The 14,878-nt window shown below is 62.8% G+C and carries 22 protein-coding genes; 14 read left to right on the plus strand and 8 right to left on the minus strand.

What is annotated here, in order from left to right:
- Position 1 precedes the first annotated feature (1 nt).
- The 4 genes from HNE04_RS06110 (at position 2) to HNE04_RS06125 (ending at position 4,974) form a co-directional block, all read left to right on the plus strand.
- Positions 2-2,413, plus strand: coding sequence for a DUF2357 domain-containing protein (locus tag HNE04_RS06110; protein WP_172217625.1), 2,412 nt, complete (start codon positions 2-4; stop codon positions 2,411-2,413).
- Between the two features lie 5 nt (positions 2,414-2,418).
- Positions 2,419-2,832 carry a very short patch repair endonuclease gene (locus tag HNE04_RS28495; RefSeq protein WP_172217626.1) on the plus strand — a complete coding sequence of 138 codons (414 nt, stop codon included), beginning with the start codon at positions 2,419-2,421 and terminating at the stop codon, positions 2,830-2,832.
- A 270-nt stretch (positions 2,833-3,102) separates the two neighbouring features.
- Positions 3,103-3,669: a hypothetical protein gene (locus HNE04_RS06120; RefSeq protein ID WP_172217627.1), complete on the plus strand. Its 567-nt coding sequence runs from the start codon at positions 3,103-3,105 to the stop codon at positions 3,667-3,669.
- 261 nt (positions 3,670-3,930) lie between these two features.
- The gene (locus HNE04_RS06125; RefSeq protein WP_172217794.1) at positions 3,931-4,974 is read left to right on the plus strand and encodes an IS110 family RNA-guided transposase; all 1,044 of its coding nucleotides are present in this window, start codon (positions 3,931-3,933) and stop codon (positions 4,972-4,974) included.
- Between the two features lie 346 nt (positions 4,975-5,320).
- Here the strand turns inward: HNE04_RS06125 and queC are convergent, their stop codons facing one another.
- Both queC and HNE04_RS06135 read right to left on the minus strand, forming a co-directional pair.
- Positions 5,321-6,019, minus strand: coding sequence for a 7-cyano-7-deazaguanine synthase QueC (gene queC, locus HNE04_RS06130; protein ID WP_172217628.1), 699 nt, complete (start codon positions 6,017-6,019; stop codon positions 5,321-5,323).
- A gap of 36 nt (positions 6,020-6,055) precedes the next feature.
- Positions 6,056-6,262 carry a hypothetical protein gene (locus HNE04_RS06135; protein WP_172217629.1) on the minus strand — a complete coding sequence of 69 codons (207 nt, stop codon included), beginning with the start codon at positions 6,260-6,262 and terminating at the stop codon, positions 6,056-6,058.
- A gap of 160 nt (positions 6,263-6,422) precedes the next feature.
- Between HNE04_RS06135 and HNE04_RS06140 the strand changes: the two genes are divergently transcribed.
- The 5 genes from HNE04_RS06140 to HNE04_RS06160 all read left to right on the plus strand — a co-directional run bounded on the left by HNE04_RS06140 (position 6,423) and on the right by HNE04_RS06160 (position 8,886).
- Positions 6,423-7,004, plus strand: coding sequence for an NnrU family protein (locus HNE04_RS06140; RefSeq protein WP_172217630.1), 582 nt, complete (start codon positions 6,423-6,425; stop codon positions 7,002-7,004).
- 4 nt (positions 7,005-7,008) lie between these two features.
- A complete protein-coding gene (locus tag HNE04_RS06145) occupies positions 7,009-7,440 on the plus strand; it encodes a PPC domain-containing DNA-binding protein (protein ID WP_172217631.1) in 432 nt (143 codons plus the stop codon).
- Between the two features lie 37 nt (positions 7,441-7,477).
- The gene (locus HNE04_RS06150; RefSeq protein ID WP_172217632.1) at positions 7,478-8,092 is read left to right on the plus strand and encodes a 3'-5' exonuclease; all 615 of its coding nucleotides are present in this window, start codon (positions 7,478-7,480) and stop codon (positions 8,090-8,092) included.
- A 90-nt stretch (positions 8,093-8,182) separates the two neighbouring features.
- Complete coding sequence (locus tag HNE04_RS06155) at positions 8,183-8,599, plus strand: VOC family protein (RefSeq protein WP_172217633.1); 417 nt, start codon at positions 8,183-8,185, stop codon at positions 8,597-8,599.
- Between the two features lie 83 nt (positions 8,600-8,682).
- Complete coding sequence (locus HNE04_RS06160) at positions 8,683-8,886, plus strand: hypothetical protein (RefSeq protein ID WP_172217634.1); 204 nt, start codon at positions 8,683-8,685, stop codon at positions 8,884-8,886.
- A 5-nt stretch (positions 8,887-8,891) separates the two neighbouring features.
- Here HNE04_RS06160 and HNE04_RS06165 read toward each other — a convergent pair whose 3' ends face one another.
- The gene (locus tag HNE04_RS06165) at positions 8,892-9,119 is read right to left on the minus strand and encodes a hypothetical protein (protein ID WP_172217635.1); all 228 of its coding nucleotides are present in this window, start codon (positions 9,117-9,119) and stop codon (positions 8,892-8,894) included.
- Positions 9,120-9,337: 218 nt separating this feature from the next.
- Positions 9,338-9,703 (minus strand): DUF4148 domain-containing protein, encoded by a 366-nt coding sequence (locus HNE04_RS06170; RefSeq protein WP_172217636.1) that lies wholly within the window; start codon positions 9,701-9,703, stop codon positions 9,338-9,340.
- Between the two features lie 276 nt (positions 9,704-9,979).
- On the opposite strand from HNE04_RS06170, the gene HNE04_RS06175 reads away from it, so the two are divergent.
- Genes HNE04_RS06175 through HNE04_RS06185 form a run of 3 tightly spaced genes read left to right on the plus strand, consistent with a single transcriptional unit; the run spans position 9,980 to position 11,581 of the window.
- Positions 9,980-10,279: a nucleotidyltransferase family protein gene (locus HNE04_RS06175; RefSeq protein WP_172217637.1), complete on the plus strand. Its 300-nt coding sequence runs from the start codon at positions 9,980-9,982 to the stop codon at positions 10,277-10,279.
- A gap of 4 nt (positions 10,280-10,283) precedes the next feature.
- On the plus strand, positions 10,284-10,628 hold the full coding sequence (locus tag HNE04_RS06180; protein ID WP_172217638.1) for a HepT-like ribonuclease domain-containing protein: 345 nt from the start codon (positions 10,284-10,286) through the stop codon (positions 10,626-10,628).
- On the plus strand, positions 10,625-11,581 hold the full coding sequence (locus HNE04_RS06185; protein ID WP_328700269.1) for an alpha/beta fold hydrolase: 957 nt from the start codon (positions 10,625-10,627) through the stop codon (positions 11,579-11,581). The genes HNE04_RS06180 and HNE04_RS06185 overlap by 4 nt, the downstream gene beginning before the upstream one ends.
- Here HNE04_RS06185 and HNE04_RS06190 read toward each other — a convergent pair.
- The 4 genes from HNE04_RS06190 to minC are packed head-to-tail and all read right to left on the minus strand — an operon-like array spanning position 11,559 to position 13,979.
- Positions 11,559-12,062: an SRPBCC family protein gene (locus HNE04_RS06190; RefSeq protein WP_172217639.1), complete on the minus strand. Its 504-nt coding sequence runs from the start codon at positions 12,060-12,062 to the stop codon at positions 11,559-11,561. The genes HNE04_RS06185 and HNE04_RS06190 overlap by 23 nt on opposite strands.
- 45 nt (positions 12,063-12,107) lie before the next feature.
- Positions 12,108-12,371 (minus strand): cell division topological specificity factor MinE, encoded by a 264-nt coding sequence (minE, locus tag HNE04_RS06195; RefSeq protein ID WP_172217640.1) that lies wholly within the window; start codon positions 12,369-12,371, stop codon positions 12,108-12,110.
- Between the two features lie 4 nt (positions 12,372-12,375).
- Entirely contained in the window at positions 12,376-13,191 is an 816-nt protein-coding gene (gene minD / locus HNE04_RS06200; protein WP_172217641.1) for a septum site-determining protein MinD, read from the minus strand.
- A gap of 17 nt (positions 13,192-13,208) precedes the next feature.
- Positions 13,209-13,979: a septum site-determining protein MinC gene (gene minC, locus HNE04_RS06205; protein ID WP_172217642.1), complete on the minus strand. Its 771-nt coding sequence runs from the start codon at positions 13,977-13,979 to the stop codon at positions 13,209-13,211.
- 153 nt (positions 13,980-14,132) lie between these two features.
- Between minC and HNE04_RS06210 the strand changes: the two genes are divergently transcribed.
- Positions 14,133-14,495, plus strand: coding sequence for a hypothetical protein (locus HNE04_RS06210; protein ID WP_172217643.1), 363 nt, complete (start codon positions 14,133-14,135; stop codon positions 14,493-14,495).
- A 17-nt stretch (positions 14,496-14,512) separates the two neighbouring features.
- Complete coding sequence (locus HNE04_RS06215; RefSeq protein WP_172217644.1) at positions 14,513-14,869, plus strand: nuclear transport factor 2 family protein; 357 nt, start codon at positions 14,513-14,515, stop codon at positions 14,867-14,869.
- Positions 14,870-14,878: the final 9 nt, after the last annotated feature.

Below are 14,878 nucleotides of genomic sequence, written 5' to 3' on the forward strand. Positions count from 1 at the left end.
TGTGCGCGCGCTAGCGGAGCACGCGATCTCGTTCCGATCATCGTCGGGCGTCGTGCTCGCGCGAGTCAGGCTAACGCCATCCAAGGAGGCAACGAGCGATGGTTCAGCCCCCCTTGTTGAAATCGAGGATGTTGAAGCGCGCGAGCACGGCGAAACGACGGTGCAACTCAGAGAGTCGGAGCGCTACGAATACGAAGTCCTTCCGGAAAATGAAGAGGACCTACGGCTCCGTTGCAGTTTGTCAACTAGACGCCGAAGCCTAGGCGCGAGCGGTGGGCCTGATGCCGGCTTGATAGAGACCCGCACGTTTTGCGGCACGCTTCTTCTGGAACTGGTTCAAGGGCCGGTAGACGACGACAAAGGCCCCGTCGCGTCGGCACTGATCGACGTCCGCTCTCTCAAGCTGGACTACCGCACTGAATACCGAGGCATGCTTCGCCGACTGGCTGAGGAAATTGCGGGGCTGGTCGCCGACTGTCGCTCGTCAGCAAAAGTCGGATTTCAATCATCATTCGAAGGGCGCACCGACGAGGGTTGGCTTCAACTACAACTCGAATTATTGCGTGAGACGCTTGACAGCTCTGACTTCTCGTCGGCCATGCAGCGAATCTTGACTTACCCGAATGAGAGGCTCACCACCGTCGTTGATTCGGTCTCTACCGACCGCCCGATTCGTTGGACGCCGCTTGCCATACGCCAGCTGGTGTCGAACAATCCGCGACGAGCCATCCCGGCCGGCCACCCCCTGCGAGCTACCAGCGGCTTGGAGACCGTGGCCGAGTGGGTTTCCTTGCCGCACAAGTCTCGCGACCTCGACACGGCCGAAAACCGCTTTGTAAAGTTTGCCCTCGGCGAGTTCCGTGCGTTCCTGACACACGCCCAAGTCGTTTTCGAGTCGTGCAAGGGCTGGGGAGCATCCGCTGCTTTGGCCAAGCGCCTCGCCGGCCAGATTGAAGAGTGGCTTGGGCGTTCGCTCTTTCGGGAAGTCGGGCTAATGAACCTTCCGCCATTCGGAAGCCCCGTTCTGCAGCGGAAAGCCGGCTACCGGGAGGTCCTTAGGTGGTGGCTGAGGTTCAGGACCGCGGCCGAGCTCTCGTGGGAGGGCGGGGACGATGTATTTAAGGCGGGTCAACGCGATGTGGCGAGTCTCTACGAATACTGGCTGTTTTTCGAGCTGCTAGATTGGTTCTATCATAGATGCGCCGGCGGCAACCGACCCGCCGTCGAGGAGCTGATCGAGGGCCTCGATGAAGGCTCTCCCAACCTGCGACTTTGTAAGCGCATCGAGTTGGGTCCTTTTGTCGGCGTTGTTGATGGCGGTAATCGAAAGCTGAACGCTCGGTTTTCCTACAACAAGCGCTTCGGTCCGACCAAGGGCCGCGCCGCCGGCGGGAGTTGGACTCGCGCCCTGCATCCAGACTACACATTGACTTTTTGGCCCCAGGGAATCGACGAACAGAAGGCTGAACGCGAAGAGCTTCTGGTTCATATTCATTTCGACGCGAAGTATCGGGTTGAAAACATAGAGGGCTTGTTCGGCGCTGCCAGTGCTGAAGACGCAGATGACGAGGCTGACGGCAACTACAAGCGGCAGGACTTGTTGAAGATGCACGCGTATCGCGACGCAATCAAACGGTCGCAGGGGGCATACGTTTTGTATCCTGGGCAAGCATCATCACTTCCAGTGCGATTCGAAGGATTTCATGAAATCCTGCCTGGTCTTGGTGCTTTTGGTGTCTCGCCCGACAGTAGTGGTCGAGCCCAGGGAATGGATCGACTGGCATTGTTTCTCGATGAAACTCTGGCCCATCTGTGCGATCGAACGACAGCCCAGGAGCGTGGAAGCTTCCATCTCATGGAGTCGTATCGTTCAACGACGAAATCGGCCCATCTCGGTGGGTTTCCTATGCCAGAGCTCGATAACTTTGGCGATGGCTATAGGGCCTTGCCTCCCGCCGAACACATGGTTATGGTTGCTTGCGGCTACGACAAGGATCAGCTCGCATGGATTCAAGCAAACAAACTCGCAATCGTTCCCCTTGGCCCGGCAGCAGGCGCGTGGAGGCTCCAGGCCGAATTGCCGGACGTACGCCACCTATTGCTTGGACCTCGCGGCGGGGCTCTTTCGGGCGGCTTGTGGCGAATGACAGTCCCAGGTTGCCGCGTACTGAGCAATCTGGATCTTGCGTCGATTGGCTATCCATCGCCATCGCCCGGCGAGGTGCATGCGATGTTCGATGTTGCGTCTCAACGCGACTGGGAGGACGTTGTCTGGTCAAGAAAGAAGACCTTGCGTGCGATTCGTGAGTTTGATGGGTCCGCCGTTGTTCGATTCGGCAAGGATGCCGCAGCGCATTTCAGAGGCCCCCGAGTTGTTTCACTACTCGGCCTGCTGAAGGCTCATCCGAAGTAGCCGCCATGGCCGACGTGTTCGACGCAGCCACTCGCTCATCACTGATGGGGCGGATCAAATCGCATGGGAACAGAACGACTGAGTTGAAGTTAATCGAGGTGTTTCGTGCGAACGGCATGACGGGGTGGCGCAGGAAACAGCCGTTATTCGGCAAGCCGGATTTTGTATTCCGCAAGCAGCGGGTGTGCGTCTTCGTAGACGGATGCTTTTGGCATGGTTGCTTGAAGTGTTACCGCGAGCCCACGTCTAATGCGACGTATTGGGCTGCAAAGGTTCGTCGAAACAAGGCGCGCGACCGCCGCGTGTCCTATACGCTCCGAGGGCAAGGCTGGACCGTTCTGCGGGTTTGGGAGCATCAGCTCGCGCCAAAAGGGCTTGCAAGATTCCTTGGTCGCATGCGTCGAGCATTGGGGCACTGACGGCAGTCGCTTGGGCGCATACGCGGCGACGCTGGCCTTTGCTGTTCTGGCCTCCAGTGCCCCTGCCATCACCTGGCCTTCGCTCACGCACACCCTGGACGTCGCCAGCTATGCGGCGCTTCGGCTGGGCAGCCAACGCTTTGCCGGATTCATCGCAGCGATTCCTTTTCTATCTACGTACGTCGCCTGCTGCGGTGGGCAGGACAGGCGCAATGGCAACTGCTCTCATTCCACAAGGGTCGCATCGTCAAGCAGATGTACAGCGGGCTGATGATGGAATTCGCCGATGCAGAGCTTGGCCGGATCGACGAGGGCAAGGAGACTTTAGGCAAGCTTCTCGGCGAGGTGCCGGGACTGACGTTGTCTCATACCTGTCCATGTGCAGCAGCGACAGCCCGATGCGCCAGCGTGTCGCAACAGCCATGCGGCAATTGGGACTTCCTGAAGGTTGAGTACCCCTGCGCCGGCGATTGCCGCCTGAAAGCCGCGGGCGTGCCAGGGGAGTACCGTGGTCAACGTCGAAGGAGCCCAGTCATGAAAACCGTGATGGTCCACTACAAGCTCAAACCCGAATCCGTCGCCGATAACGAGGACCTGATCAAGCAGGTCTTCATACAGCTTGGGCGCGACAAGCCTGCGGGCATGCGCTACCAAGTGTTCAAGCAGGCCGATGGCGTGAGCTTCGTGCACCTGTCGGCCTTCGACAACCCGGCGGGAAATCCGCTTACACAGCTGGAGTCGTTCAAAGCGTTCACCGCCGGCATCAAGGACCGCTGCGTCGAGATGCCGGTGACAATGGAGTTGCAACAGGTCGGGCGGTACGATCACCTGGCTTGAGGACGATTGAGGACGAAGATGGATGCCCCCGGATCAGAGTCCGGGGCAGGCTCCTCAAGATGCTATGGATGCCTCCCTCCCACAAGGAGTGAGTTGGAGACCTGGGAGCGAAACAACCGTCGATCAGGAAAGGAGGGGGATCCTCTGACGGATACGGCATCAAAGTGCCCAAGGGTGATAGACCACGGTCTTCACTAACACCGTAGAGGATCCGTCATGAATCGTAATCCAGGCATGCAGGCAGGACAACTCATCGGCACCATGAACGGGCTGCAAGTCGTGGGGCTGGACATTGCCAAGCAGGTGTTTCAGCTGCACACGGTGGACATGTGCACCGGCGAGATCATGAATGTGCAGCTCAAGCGTGCCAAGGTGCTCCAGCACTTTGCCAACAAGCCGGCCTGCCTGGTTGCCATGGAGGCGTGCGGCGGAGCGCATCACTGGGCGCGCCAGCTCAGCGCGCTGGGTCACACCGTACGGCTGCTGCACGCCAAGATCGTGCGTCCCTTTGTGACAGGCAACAAGACCGATGCGACGGACGCGCGTGCGATCTGGCTGGCCGTGCAGCAACCCGACATCAAATTCGTGGGCATCAAGACAGCCGAGCAGCAAGCCACGCTCACGCTGCACCGCCAGCGCGAGTTGCTCATGAAGATGCGCAACATGCAAAGCAGCGCCTTGCGCGGGCTGCTCTACGAGTTCGGGGCCATCTTTGCCAAAGGTCAGCGCGCGTTGCTCAGTGAGCTTGAGCCGGCGCTGGAGCGCTTGAGCGGTCAATTGCCGCAGATGGTCGCGGACAGCCTGCGCGAGCAATTGCAGCGCATCAAGGCGCTGGGCGAAGACATCGCGCGCGTCGACAAGCGCCTGGCGCTGCACCTCAGAGCCGACCCGAAAATGCGGCGCATCGCCCAGATTCCTGGCGTGGGCGTGCTCTCGGCGACGGCCGCCATTGCCACGATGGGCGAAGCCAGCGCCTTCAAATCAGGGCGCGAGTTCTGCGCCTGGCTCGGGCTGGTACCCAACCAGCGCGGCACGGGCGGCAAGGTCCGCCTGGGCAACATCTCAAAACGCGGCGACACCTATTTGCGCACCTTGCTCATTCACGGCGCCAGGAGCGTGCTCACACATGCCAAGCAGCCCGGGCCATGGCTCCAAGAACTCTCGCAGCGCAGGCCAGCCAACGTGGTGACCGTGGCGCAGGCGGCCAAGATGGCGCGCACCATCTGGGCGCTGACGGCCAAGCAACAGGATTACCAGCGGGACCACCAAAGCGTCAGGCCCCAGGCGGGCGACCACCAGGGGTAGGCGAATCGATCGATCAGCCACGCTCAATGAACGAAAGAACAATGGCCAGCCTTTGAAAGCTGGCAAGGCAGCAAGTCGTGCGGTGATGTGAAGAAAGGTCAGACCAGGGCAAGCCAAGCCTGTATGCCGGACAGGATGAAAAGTCCGCCATCAAGATGAGGCGCTTGCCCGCGAATACGCATCGGGGCCAGCAAGCCAGCCCGGAGACAACCTGGGACCAGCTACGCAAACAAGGCCGGATATAAGTCAGCAGCCGTCTTCTTCACAACTCTACACAACTACTCCTTGCCATCCGGGAGGCATCCATATAAGTCCGGCATGACGGCATTGCGGCGCCGCAGTAGCGTCACACGCCCGCGCGGTACTTCTCATGGCCTTTGGCTCGCAACTCACAAGCCGGACACCCCCCACACCCATACCCCCACGCATGCAGCGTGCTGTGATCCCCCAGATAGCAGCTGTGCGTCTCCAGCCGGATCAACTCCACCAGCGCAGCCCCACCCAGCTTCTCCGCCATCTCCCAGGTCTGGCTCTTGTCGATCCACATCAACGGCGTCTCGATCACGAAGCGCTGGTCCAGCCCCAGGCCTAGCGTGACCTGCAGCGCCTTCAAGGTGTCGTCGCGGCAATCGGGGTAGCCGGAATAGTCGGTCTCGCACATGCCGCCCACCAGCACGCTGATGCCGCGCCGGTAGGCGATGGCCGCGGCGAAGGTGAAGAACATGATGTTGCGGCCGGGCACGAAGGTGTTGGGCAGGCCGCTCTTTTCGAAGGCGATGGCCTTGTCGTCGGTGAGTGCGGTGTCGCTGACCTGGCCGAGCAGGCCCAGGTCGAGCATGTGGTCCTGGCCTAGCCGCGGCGCCCATTGCGGGAAGCGGCTGCGCAACTTGTCCAGCACGGTCTGGCGGCAGTCGAGTTCCACGCGATGGCGCTGGCCGTAGTCGAAGCCGATGGTCTCTACCTGTTCGTAGCGGTCCAGTGCCCAGGCCAGGCAGGTGGCGGAGTCTTGCCCGCCCGAGAAAAGGACCAGCGCTTTCTTGTGCATGGGGGAACTGTAGCGGACGCCGTTCCCGCAGCGCGCTTACTTGTTGGTGTGCTTCCGGTCGTCCTGCGTCTGGCCGGGCTGGCCGCTGGGCCCCGGCGGGCTGCAGTCCCTGGGCTTCTCCACCTTGCGGCCCTGGGCAGTGGTGCGCCCCGACGCCGGCCGATGGGTCGGCGCGGGCATCTGGTGCTCGGTCCTTTCCTTATGCGGCGGCATCTGCGTATCGGCGGCGATGGCGTAAGCCATGGTGATCTCCTGGATCGGGTAGCGACCGGGCTGCTGCTCAGTCTAGAGGTGAGTGTGGGTCGCCGCCGGTGGAATGGATGTAGGAAGGCGTCCCGTCGCACCGTCGCGCCAGGCCTGACGCAGCCATAATCGCTGCACCTTGACTCTCTGGGGGTGCCGCATGGCCTTGCTGATCCTGGGACTGGTCCTTTTCCTGGGCGTCCACTCCACCCGCATCTTCGCGGACGACTGGCGCGGCTCCATGATCGCCAGGCTCGGGCCATTGCGGTGGAAGGGCCTGTACGCCCTGGTTTCCATCATCGGTTTCATCGTGCTCGTCTATGGCTACAAGCTGGCGCGCCAGGAGACGATGGTGCTGTGGACATCGCCGGGCTGGATGAAGCACGTGACGGCCTTGCTCACGGTCTTCGCCTTCATCCTGTTCGTCTCGGCCTATGTGCCGAACAACTCCTTCAAGGCCCGGCTGCACCATCCGCAGGTGTTGTCGGTGAAGGTCTGGGCGCTGGCCCACCTGCTGGCCACGGGCATCGCGGCCGGGGTGCTGCTGTTCGGCGCCTTCCTGATCTGGGCAGTGCTGAGCTTTCGGGCGGCGCGTGAGCGTGATCGGATTGCCGGCACGGTGTACCCGCCGGGGACTGCGGTGGGGACATCGATTGCGATTGCCGTCGGGCTGGTGGCATGGTCGGTGTTTGCGCTGTTGCTGCATGGGCCGCTGATCGGGGTGAGGCCGATGGGGTACTGAAGGCATGAAGGTGCACGTTCTTAGACTCTCTCCGGGGGATGACCTGCGCGCTGCGCTCGAGTCGGCCTTCGCCGCGCTGTCGCGCGAGCATGGCATCGCGGCGGCCTGCATCGTGTCGGCCGTGGGCAGCCTGTCGCAGGCGATGCTGCGCTATGCCGACAAGCCGGGCGGCAGCGACATCAACGGGCCGCTGGAGCTGTTGATGCTGTCGGGCACGCTCAGTGCCGACGGCGCACACCTGCATGGCAGCGTGGCGGATGCCAATGGCGAGGTGAAGGGCGGGCACATCATGCCGGGCTGCATCGTGCGCACCACGGCCGAGGTGGTGATCGCGCTGTTGCCGGGTTGGGAGTTCCGGCGGGAGCTGGATGTGGCGACGGGGTTCAGGGAGTTGGCGGCGAGGCGGAAGATGGATTCCGGATCGAGTCCGGAATGACAGCCAACCCCGGAATGACAGCCATGACAGGCGCGTTTTGACAGCAGTCGCCGTTATCGACTTCGAGACCACCGGCCTGTCGCCGGCGATGGGCGACCGCGCGACGGAGATTGCCGTGGTACTGGTGGAGGGCGATCGGGTGGTCGATCGCTTTCAGAGCCTGATGAACGCGGGCGTGCGCATCTCGGCCTTCATCGAGGCCTATACCGGCATCAGCAACGCCATGATCGCCACGGCGCCCAAGGCCGAGACGGTGATGGCCGAGGCCAGCCGGTTCGTCGGCGGGCGGCCGATGGTGGCGCACAACGCTTCGTTCGACCGGCGCTTCTGGATGGCGGAGCTCGAGCGGGCCGACCGCCCGGCCAGCGAGCCGTTCGCTTGCACCATGCTGCTGTCGCGCCGGCTCTATCCGCAGGCGCCCAACTACAAGCTGGGCTCGTTGGCGTCGTTTCACGCGCTGCCGTCGTCCGGCCGGGCTCACCGGGCGATGGCGGATGCCGAAACGGCGGCGGCGTTGCTCGGGCAGATCCGCACCGACCTGCGTTCTCGCTTCGGCGTGCCCGAGCCGCGGCACGCGCTGCTGATGAAGCTGCAGGCCTGCACGCGCCACGCCGTGCCGCGGGCGATCGAAGCGCACCTGGCTGCGTCCTGAATTTGTCAGCAGGGCTGGCGCCGAGCTTGCGCTTGGGCCGGCTGCTGCACTATCTTTGTGGCCCCATCTTTTTACGAGAGGCAGCCCATCATGGCGACCAGCTCCAATCTTCCCGAAAGCGTCATCTCGCATGTCTCGCTGGGCACCAACGACTTCCGGCGGGCCAAGGCCTTCTACGACGCGCTGCTGCCCACCTTGCAGATCCGCTGCGTGATGGAGTTCCCCGGCGGAGCGGGCTACGGGCGCAAGTTTCCCGAGTTCTGGATCCAGAACCCACAGGATGGCGGAAAGGCCAGCGTGGGCAACGGCGTGCATATCTCGTTCCTGGCCAATTCGAAGGCCGAAGTGAACGCCTTCCACGCCAAGGCGCTGGAGCTGGGCGGCAAGGACGATGGCGCGCCGGGCGCCAGACCCGAGTACGACAAGCATTACTACGCGGCGTTCGTGCGCGATCTCGATGGCAACAAGATCGAGGCGATGCTGATGGTTGAGCCGGGGAAAGAGTAGGGCGATAGGCGAAGCTGTCCGACAGTGCGGCCGCAATGGCCACCGCCAAATGAGCTATCCCTTAACTTTCAAGGAGTCCCAGCATGCCGAAGAGTCAGAACCCGCAAGACAAGCAAGCGCCGCAGAGCGGCAAGGTCGAGAACGATTTCAACAAGGTGGGAGAACAGAAGCCCACGCAGAAGAACGAGGGCAAGCGTACGCCGAAGAGCCGGCACGATCGTGAATCAAATATCGGCGGTGACAACCAGAACCAGGCGCGCCGCGGCGCCGCCGGCATCGGCCACTAAGCGCGTCAGCCCTGGCTTCTGGGCGCGGGCGCGTGCAGGTCTGAAAATTCGAACGAGCGCGCCAGGCCCAGGGCGCAGCCCTTGGGCTTGTACGTGCCGTCCAGCTGTTTCACGAACAGCTGTTGCCCCGCCAGCAAGCGGCGCAACACCGGCTCGAGCTGGCCCAGGATGCCTGGGCTCAGGCAAGCGGCGACTACGGTTCCTGCATCAAACGAATCTTGAACGTATTGCATGTCACTCCGGTGGTGGTGATGACTGGCTCCCTGCCTGCTGCATTTTTGTCGTGATGCTGGACGGGGATTGTGCGCGCCGCGTGAGGCCGAAACTGTCGGCAGGATGACAAAAAGGCCCCTGCCAGGCCCGTTGTTACTACTTTGTTGTATGGACGCAAAAAAGCCGCCCACAGGGGCGGCTTTGCTATAGCTGGAAGAGCTCGGGGCTTACTCGGAGCTTACTGGGCAGTGTGCGGTTGACCGGCCAGCGTGGTGGTCGGGCTCACTTGGCGGCCGGCGAACTGGGCCAGGTAGGCCGAGCCGCTGTCTTCACCGTTGAGCGCTGCCACTTCGTCGCGGGCTGCGGTGTATTCGGCCACTACGTCGGCGCGCGACTTGGTGCTCTTGAATTTGGCCAGCGGGTTGTACTGGGTGGACCAGGGGCTGGTGCCGGCGCGCTTGAATTGCGCCAGTTCGACCTGCACTTCAGCGCGGGTCTTGCCGCCGACGAAGGGCGTGTTGTCGATGGTGATGTCGTCGGCGAGTGCGTTGCCGGCGAAGACTGCAGCGGTGATAGCGAGTACGGAGGCGATGTTGCGGTTCATGGTGTCTTCCCTTCTGGGTGTGGTTAGTGGTGAATAGCAGATGGGCGGGATAACCTCAGGCACAAGAAGCGGATTCGTGGACACGCTGTTTCGGAAATGGAAACAACGGCAGGAGTACGGCGCCTCAGAAAAGGCGCAATGAATCTCGCAGAAAGTTGCCGCACCGCTGCTTATTCCACTGGTGGAACAAAGACTTGGCCGCGTCTCGCATCTCGCAGAAAATCTCGCAGGGACGTGAGAGTGATCCGTGCAGCGGAACCCCTGCATAATTGACAAATGGACATCGCGCCCGCCCAACACAACCGCATTGCGGAGATTTGCACCCGCTATCACGTGCGGCGGATGAGTCTTTTTGGCTCGGCGGCCGTGGGCAACGAGCGCCCCGACAGTGACGTCGACCTCCTCGTGGAATTCATCCCTGGTGAGGCGCCAAGTGGGTTTGGCTTGGTGGCGATGCAAGAGGAGCTGTCGAGCGCGTTCGATGGTCGGAGAGTTGATCTGGCATTCCCGTCGATACTGCGCAACCCTTTCCGGCGGGAACAGATTGAGCCGCAGCTCCGGCCCTTGTTCCAATAGCGCAATGGATCGCACGCCGGCCTACCTTGCAGACATGTTGCAGTTCGTCCGGGAGCTCCGTGAGGTCGTTCATGGCAAGGCCCTCGACGAGTTCGTGGCGGACCGGGTCTTATGCCTTGCGGTCGAAAGACTTTTCATCAATGTTGGGGAAGCGGCCAAGCGCATTGATCCGACCGAGTCCGCGCAGATGCCAGATATCCCATGGACCCAGATCATCGGGTTGAGGAACATCCTTGCGCATGGGTATGAGCAGGTCGATCACGAAGTGCTTTACAAATCGATATCCGAGGACCTGCCTGCGCTGCAGGTTGGCTTGGAAACTTGGCTAGCCGCCAAACGGCACTCGTGAAACTGCTGGTTCGTGCCCTGCTCCTCGTGCTGGCCGGCGTGCTGTTCTTCGGCTCCATCGCCGTTGTCGCCACCTGGGCGCCCGACCAGCCTGTCGATCAACTCAAACCGCGCTGGGCCCGGCCGCCATCGCGCTTCCTGGAAGTGAACGGCCTGAACGTGCACCTGCGCGACGAGGGCCCGCACAACGATCCGGTGCCCATCGTGCTGCTGCATGGCACCTCGGCCAGCCTGCACACCTGGGAGGGCTGGACCCAGGCCCTGCGCGACAAGCGCCGCGTGATCCGGTTCGACCTGCCCGGCTTCGGCTTGACCGGCCCCAACCCCGAGAACGACTACTCCACCGAGGCCTATGTGCAGTTCGTGCGCGCGGTCATGGACAAGCTGGGCGTGCAGCGCTTCGTGCTGGCCGGCAATTCGCTCGGTGGGCAGATTGCCTGGTCGGCGGCGGCGGCCATGCCGGATCGCGTCGATCGCCTGATCCTGGTCGATGCCAGCGGCTATCCGCCCGAATCAATGACCACGCCCCAGTCGATTCCCCTGGGCTTTCGCATCGCCGCCACGCCGGGGCTGCGGTTGCTTTCGCGGTACACGCTGCCGCGCGGCGTGGTCGAAAGCACCCTGCGCAGTGTCTATGGCGATCCCTCCAAGGTGACGCCGGAACTGGTGGACCTGTATTCGGACATGACGCTGCGCCGGGGCAACCGCAAGGCGCTGAGCCGGCGCATCGAACAGGGCTACACCGGCAACGTGGGGCTGCTCAAGCAGATCCAGGCGCCCACGCTGGTGCTGTGGGGCGGCAAGGACCGCTTGATGCCGCTGGAGTTCGGCCAGCGCTTCGTGCGCGACATCGCCGGCGCCCGGCTGGTGGTGTTCGAGGATCTGGGGCATGTGCCCCACGAGGAAGACCCGTCCCGTACCGTGGACGAGGTCAGGCGTTTCCTGGCGTCTTGAACCCTAGGCCCCAGCTGCGGGCCGTGAGCACCTTATCGAGCTGCTGGAGCATGCTGGTCCAGCCCTGGCGGGTGCGCGCCTCGTTGGCGCGGGCGTCGTCGTTGTCGCCCAGGTCGTGGGTGAGGACCAGTTCGCTGATGTGCGGGCCCATGGGCACGACGTCGATGGTCACCCGCGTGGTCTGGTCGAAAAAGGGCTCGACGCTGTAGTCGAACACCAGGCGGTGCGGGCGGCTGATCTCCACGTAGGTGCCGCGATGCTGGGCGTCGAAGAAACTTTCGTAGCCGTCTGCGTCGGGCCTGCGGTCGGTCACGGTGAAATGGCCGCCTATCTGCGGGTCGATCTCGCAATGGAGGATGTTGCCGGTGCGGGTGGCAAACAGGAAGCGCCCGGCCTGAGCGGGCGTCATCCAGGCGTCGAAGACCTTCTCGGCCGGGACGTTGTAACGGTGGGTGACGCGCACGATGATGGAGTCGGCCATCCTCCGTTTATCTTCGGAGGCCGGTTTCCTGTCAAGTGCGGGGACTCACTTATGGTCTGGCAGCTCGATCTTGACCTCCAGCACTTCCAGGTTGTCCTGGCGATCGACGTTGACCTTGATGTCCTGCGGGCCGATCTTGATGTACTTGGAAATCACGGCCACCAGCTCGCGCTGCAGGGCCGGCAGGTAGTCGGGCTGGGCGGCGTTGCGGCCGCTGCGCTCGTGGGCCAGGATGATCTGCAGCCGCTCCTTGGCGACGGTGGCAGTCTTCTTCTTTTCGCCCAGCAGAAAGGATAGGAAGGTTCCCATTGCGTCACTTGCCTCCGAACAGGCGCTTCAGGAAGCCGTTCTTCTGGGCATCGACGAAGCGCATCGGCTTGTCCTGGCCCAGGAAGCGGTCGATCACGTCCTTGTAGGCCTCGGAAACGTCGCTGCCCTTCATGTGGACGGCAGGCGTGCCCTGGTTGGAGGCCTGCAGCACCGACTCGCTCTCGGGGATGACGCCGATCAGCTTGATGCGCAGGATGTCCTGGATGTCTTCCAGCGACAGCATCTGGCCCTGGTCCACGCGGTTGGGGTTGTAGCGGGTGATGAGCAGATGCTCCTTCACGGCTTCCTTGCCGTCGATGGCGCGCTTGGTCTTGCTGGCCAGCATGCCCAGGATGCGGTCGGAGTCGCGCACCGAGGAGACCTCGGGGTTGGTGACGACCAGGGCCTCGTCGGCGAAGTGCATGGCCATCAGGGCGCCGGTCTCGATGCCCGCGGGCGAATCGCAGACGATGTATTCGAAGCCCATCCCGGAAAGGTCCTTCAGCACCTTCTCCACGCCGTCCTTGGACAGCGCTTCCTTGTCGCGGGTCTGCGAGGCGGCCAGCACGAACAGGTTGTCGCACTGCTTGTCCTTGATCAAGGCCTGGTTGAGATTGGCCTCGCCCTGGATCACGTTGATCAAGTCGTACACCACCCGGCGCTCGCAGCCCATGATGAGGTCGAGGTTGCGCAGGCCGACGTCGAAGTCGATCACGGCGGTCTTGTGGCCGGCCAGGGCCAGGCCGGAGGCGAAGCTGGCGCTGGTGGTGGTCTTGCCCACACCGCCCTTGCCGGAAGTGACGACGATGATTCTTGCCATGGGTTGATCCTTGTTGATTACTTGAGAGGGTCCATCACCAGCTTGCCCTCGGCGCCGCCGACCAGCCGCACCTGGGTGGGCTTGGACAGGACGTCGGCGGGCAGGGGCACTTCGCTGGTGCGGTACACCCCGGCGATGGAAATGAGTTCGGGTTCCAGGCACAGGGAAATGATCCGCGCCTCGGTGTTGCCGCGCGCGCCGGCAATGGCCTTGCCGCGCAGCGGTGCGTAAACGTGGATATGGCCGTCGGCGATGACTTCGGCGCCGGGGTTGACCATGCTCAGCACGACCAGGTCGCGGCCGCGCGCGTAGATCTGCTGGCCCGATCGCAGCGGCCGGTCGATGACCAGGGCCGTGGCCAGTGTTTCAGCCCCGGGCGCGGGAGGAGCCGCAGGCTTGTCATTGCGGACTTGATCCGCAATCCACGCCTTCTCGTTACGCTTGGGTGCAACCACGGCCTCCGGCGCTGCCGCCAGGCCCGCCGCCAACGCCGCCGCCATCTGCGCAGCGTTGCCGCCGCGCGCCGCCACCGGCAGCACGCGATAGCCGCGCAGCATGGGCAGCAAGGCGCCAAAGTCGATGGCCGCGTCGGCCTCGGCTTGCAATGGCGAGAGGTCCAGCACCAGCGGGTCGTTGTCGAAGAAATCCGGGATGTCGCCGAAGCGGGCCTGCAGCTCCGCGGACAGCGCGCGCAGATCGGCCGATTTCAGCAGCAGCGAGACCAGGGGCAGGTTCGCACTTTTGATTTCGAACGTGGCAGGAGCGCGTCCTGCGAGGGCAACAGTCATTGAAGGAAAAACTTTTCTAAGCTGAGCCAAAAAGCGGCGAATCTTAGCAGTCGGGCGACAGAGCTGTCCTACAGAATCTGTTGCCAAATGCACCTGCTCCCCTTTGGGGCGTCGCCGCACACTGAATAAGGCAACGCTTCACAGGAGTTCGCCATGAAGTTCAATCACAGTCCGCACCACTGGATCGCGGTGGCCGTGGTCCTCGCAGCCTTGTTGCTGACGCTGTCCGTGGCCCATGGCCAGAGCACGGGCGCAGCTGCAGCCTTCGAAGGGCGGCCGTCGATGGCTGGCGCGCAAGCGGGCCAAGGCGCCATGGCAGGACCGCCGCAAGGCGGTATTGCGGTGGAAAGCAGCGCCGATCTGCTTCAGCGCGATATCAAGCCCGCGCGCGACCAGAGCCTGGCCAAGGACGAACGCAGTGCGGTGACCAAGGGCAAGCGCGCCGTCAAACGGGTCGTGAAGCGTTCACGCACCGGTGTAGGGGACATCGATGCCCAAAGCAAGGCCGGCAACTGAAGGCGGTAAAATCTCCCATGCAAGATACCAAACTGACGAACGTCGTGCGCGCCTACTTCGGCGCCTACGAGAGCGAGAACCGCGAAATGGCGGAAACGCTGCTGGCTGATGGTTTCAAATTCACCAGCCCCAACGACGACGGCATCGACAAAGCGACCTACTTCGAGCGTTGCTGGCCCAACCGCGATGCCAGCCGCGACCAGAAGATCGAGAACATCGTGGTCGATGGCCAGCAGGCCTTCGTGACCTACCTGTGCGCCACCGAAGGCGGCAAGACCTTCCGCAACACCGAGTTCATGACCTTCATCGGCGACCGCATCGCCAGCGTGAATGTGTACTTCGGCGCGGCGTATCAAGACGGCGTGTTCGTCTAACGGGGCTTG

Origin of the sequence: Caenimonas soli, from assembly GCF_013155545.1 — a bacterium.
Classification (GTDB): domain Bacteria; phylum Pseudomonadota; class Gammaproteobacteria; order Burkholderiales; family Burkholderiaceae_C; genus Ramlibacter; species Ramlibacter soli.

Bases quoted from the DNA above. Each gene is read 5' to 3' on its own strand.
- HNE04_RS28495 (WP_172217626.1), top strand. From the start codon at position 2,419: ATGGCCGACGTGTTCGACGCAGCCACTCGCTCATCACTGATGGGGCGG.
- HNE04_RS06120 (WP_172217627.1), top strand. From the start codon at position 3,103: ATGATGGAATTCGCCGATGCAGAGCTTGGCCGGATCGACGAGGGCAAG.
- HNE04_RS06125 (WP_172217794.1), top strand. From the start codon at position 3,931: ATGAACGGGCTGCAAGTCGTGGGGCTGGACATTGCCAAGCAGGTGTTT.
- queC (WP_172217628.1), bottom strand. From the start codon at position 6,019: ATGCACAAGAAAGCGCTGGTCCTTTTCTCGGGCGGGCAAGACTCCGCC.
- HNE04_RS06135 (WP_172217629.1), bottom strand. From the start codon at position 6,262: ATGGCTTACGCCATCGCCGCCGATACGCAGATGCCGCCGCATAAGGAA.
- HNE04_RS06140 (WP_172217630.1), top strand. From the start codon at position 6,423: ATGGCCTTGCTGATCCTGGGACTGGTCCTTTTCCTGGGCGTCCACTCC.
- HNE04_RS06145 (WP_172217631.1), top strand. From the start codon at position 7,009: ATGAAGGTGCACGTTCTTAGACTCTCTCCGGGGGATGACCTGCGCGCT.
- HNE04_RS06155 (WP_172217633.1), top strand. From the start codon at position 8,183: ATGGCGACCAGCTCCAATCTTCCCGAAAGCGTCATCTCGCATGTCTCG.
- HNE04_RS06160 (WP_172217634.1), top strand. From the start codon at position 8,683: ATGCCGAAGAGTCAGAACCCGCAAGACAAGCAAGCGCCGCAGAGCGGC.
- HNE04_RS06165 (WP_172217635.1), bottom strand. From the start codon at position 9,119: ATGCAATACGTTCAAGATTCGTTTGATGCAGGAACCGTAGTCGCCGCT.
- HNE04_RS06170 (WP_172217636.1), bottom strand. From the start codon at position 9,703: ATGAACCGCAACATCGCCTCCGTACTCGCTATCACCGCTGCAGTCTTC.
- HNE04_RS06175 (WP_172217637.1), top strand. From the start codon at position 9,980: ATGGACATCGCGCCCGCCCAACACAACCGCATTGCGGAGATTTGCACC.
- HNE04_RS06180 (WP_172217638.1), top strand. From the start codon at position 10,284: ATGGATCGCACGCCGGCCTACCTTGCAGACATGTTGCAGTTCGTCCGG.
- HNE04_RS06190 (WP_172217639.1), bottom strand. From the start codon at position 12,062: ATGGCCGACTCCATCATCGTGCGCGTCACCCACCGTTACAACGTCCCG.
- minE (WP_172217640.1), bottom strand. From the start codon at position 12,371: ATGGGAACCTTCCTATCCTTTCTGCTGGGCGAAAAGAAGAAGACTGCC.
- minD (WP_172217641.1), bottom strand. From the start codon at position 13,191: ATGGCAAGAATCATCGTCGTCACTTCCGGCAAGGGCGGTGTGGGCAAG.
- minC (WP_172217642.1), bottom strand. From the start codon at position 13,979: ATGACTGTTGCCCTCGCAGGACGCGCTCCTGCCACGTTCGAAATCAAA.
- HNE04_RS06210 (WP_172217643.1), top strand. From the start codon at position 14,133: ATGAAGTTCAATCACAGTCCGCACCACTGGATCGCGGTGGCCGTGGTC.
- HNE04_RS06215 (WP_172217644.1), top strand. From the start codon at position 14,513: ATGCAAGATACCAAACTGACGAACGTCGTGCGCGCCTACTTCGGCGCC.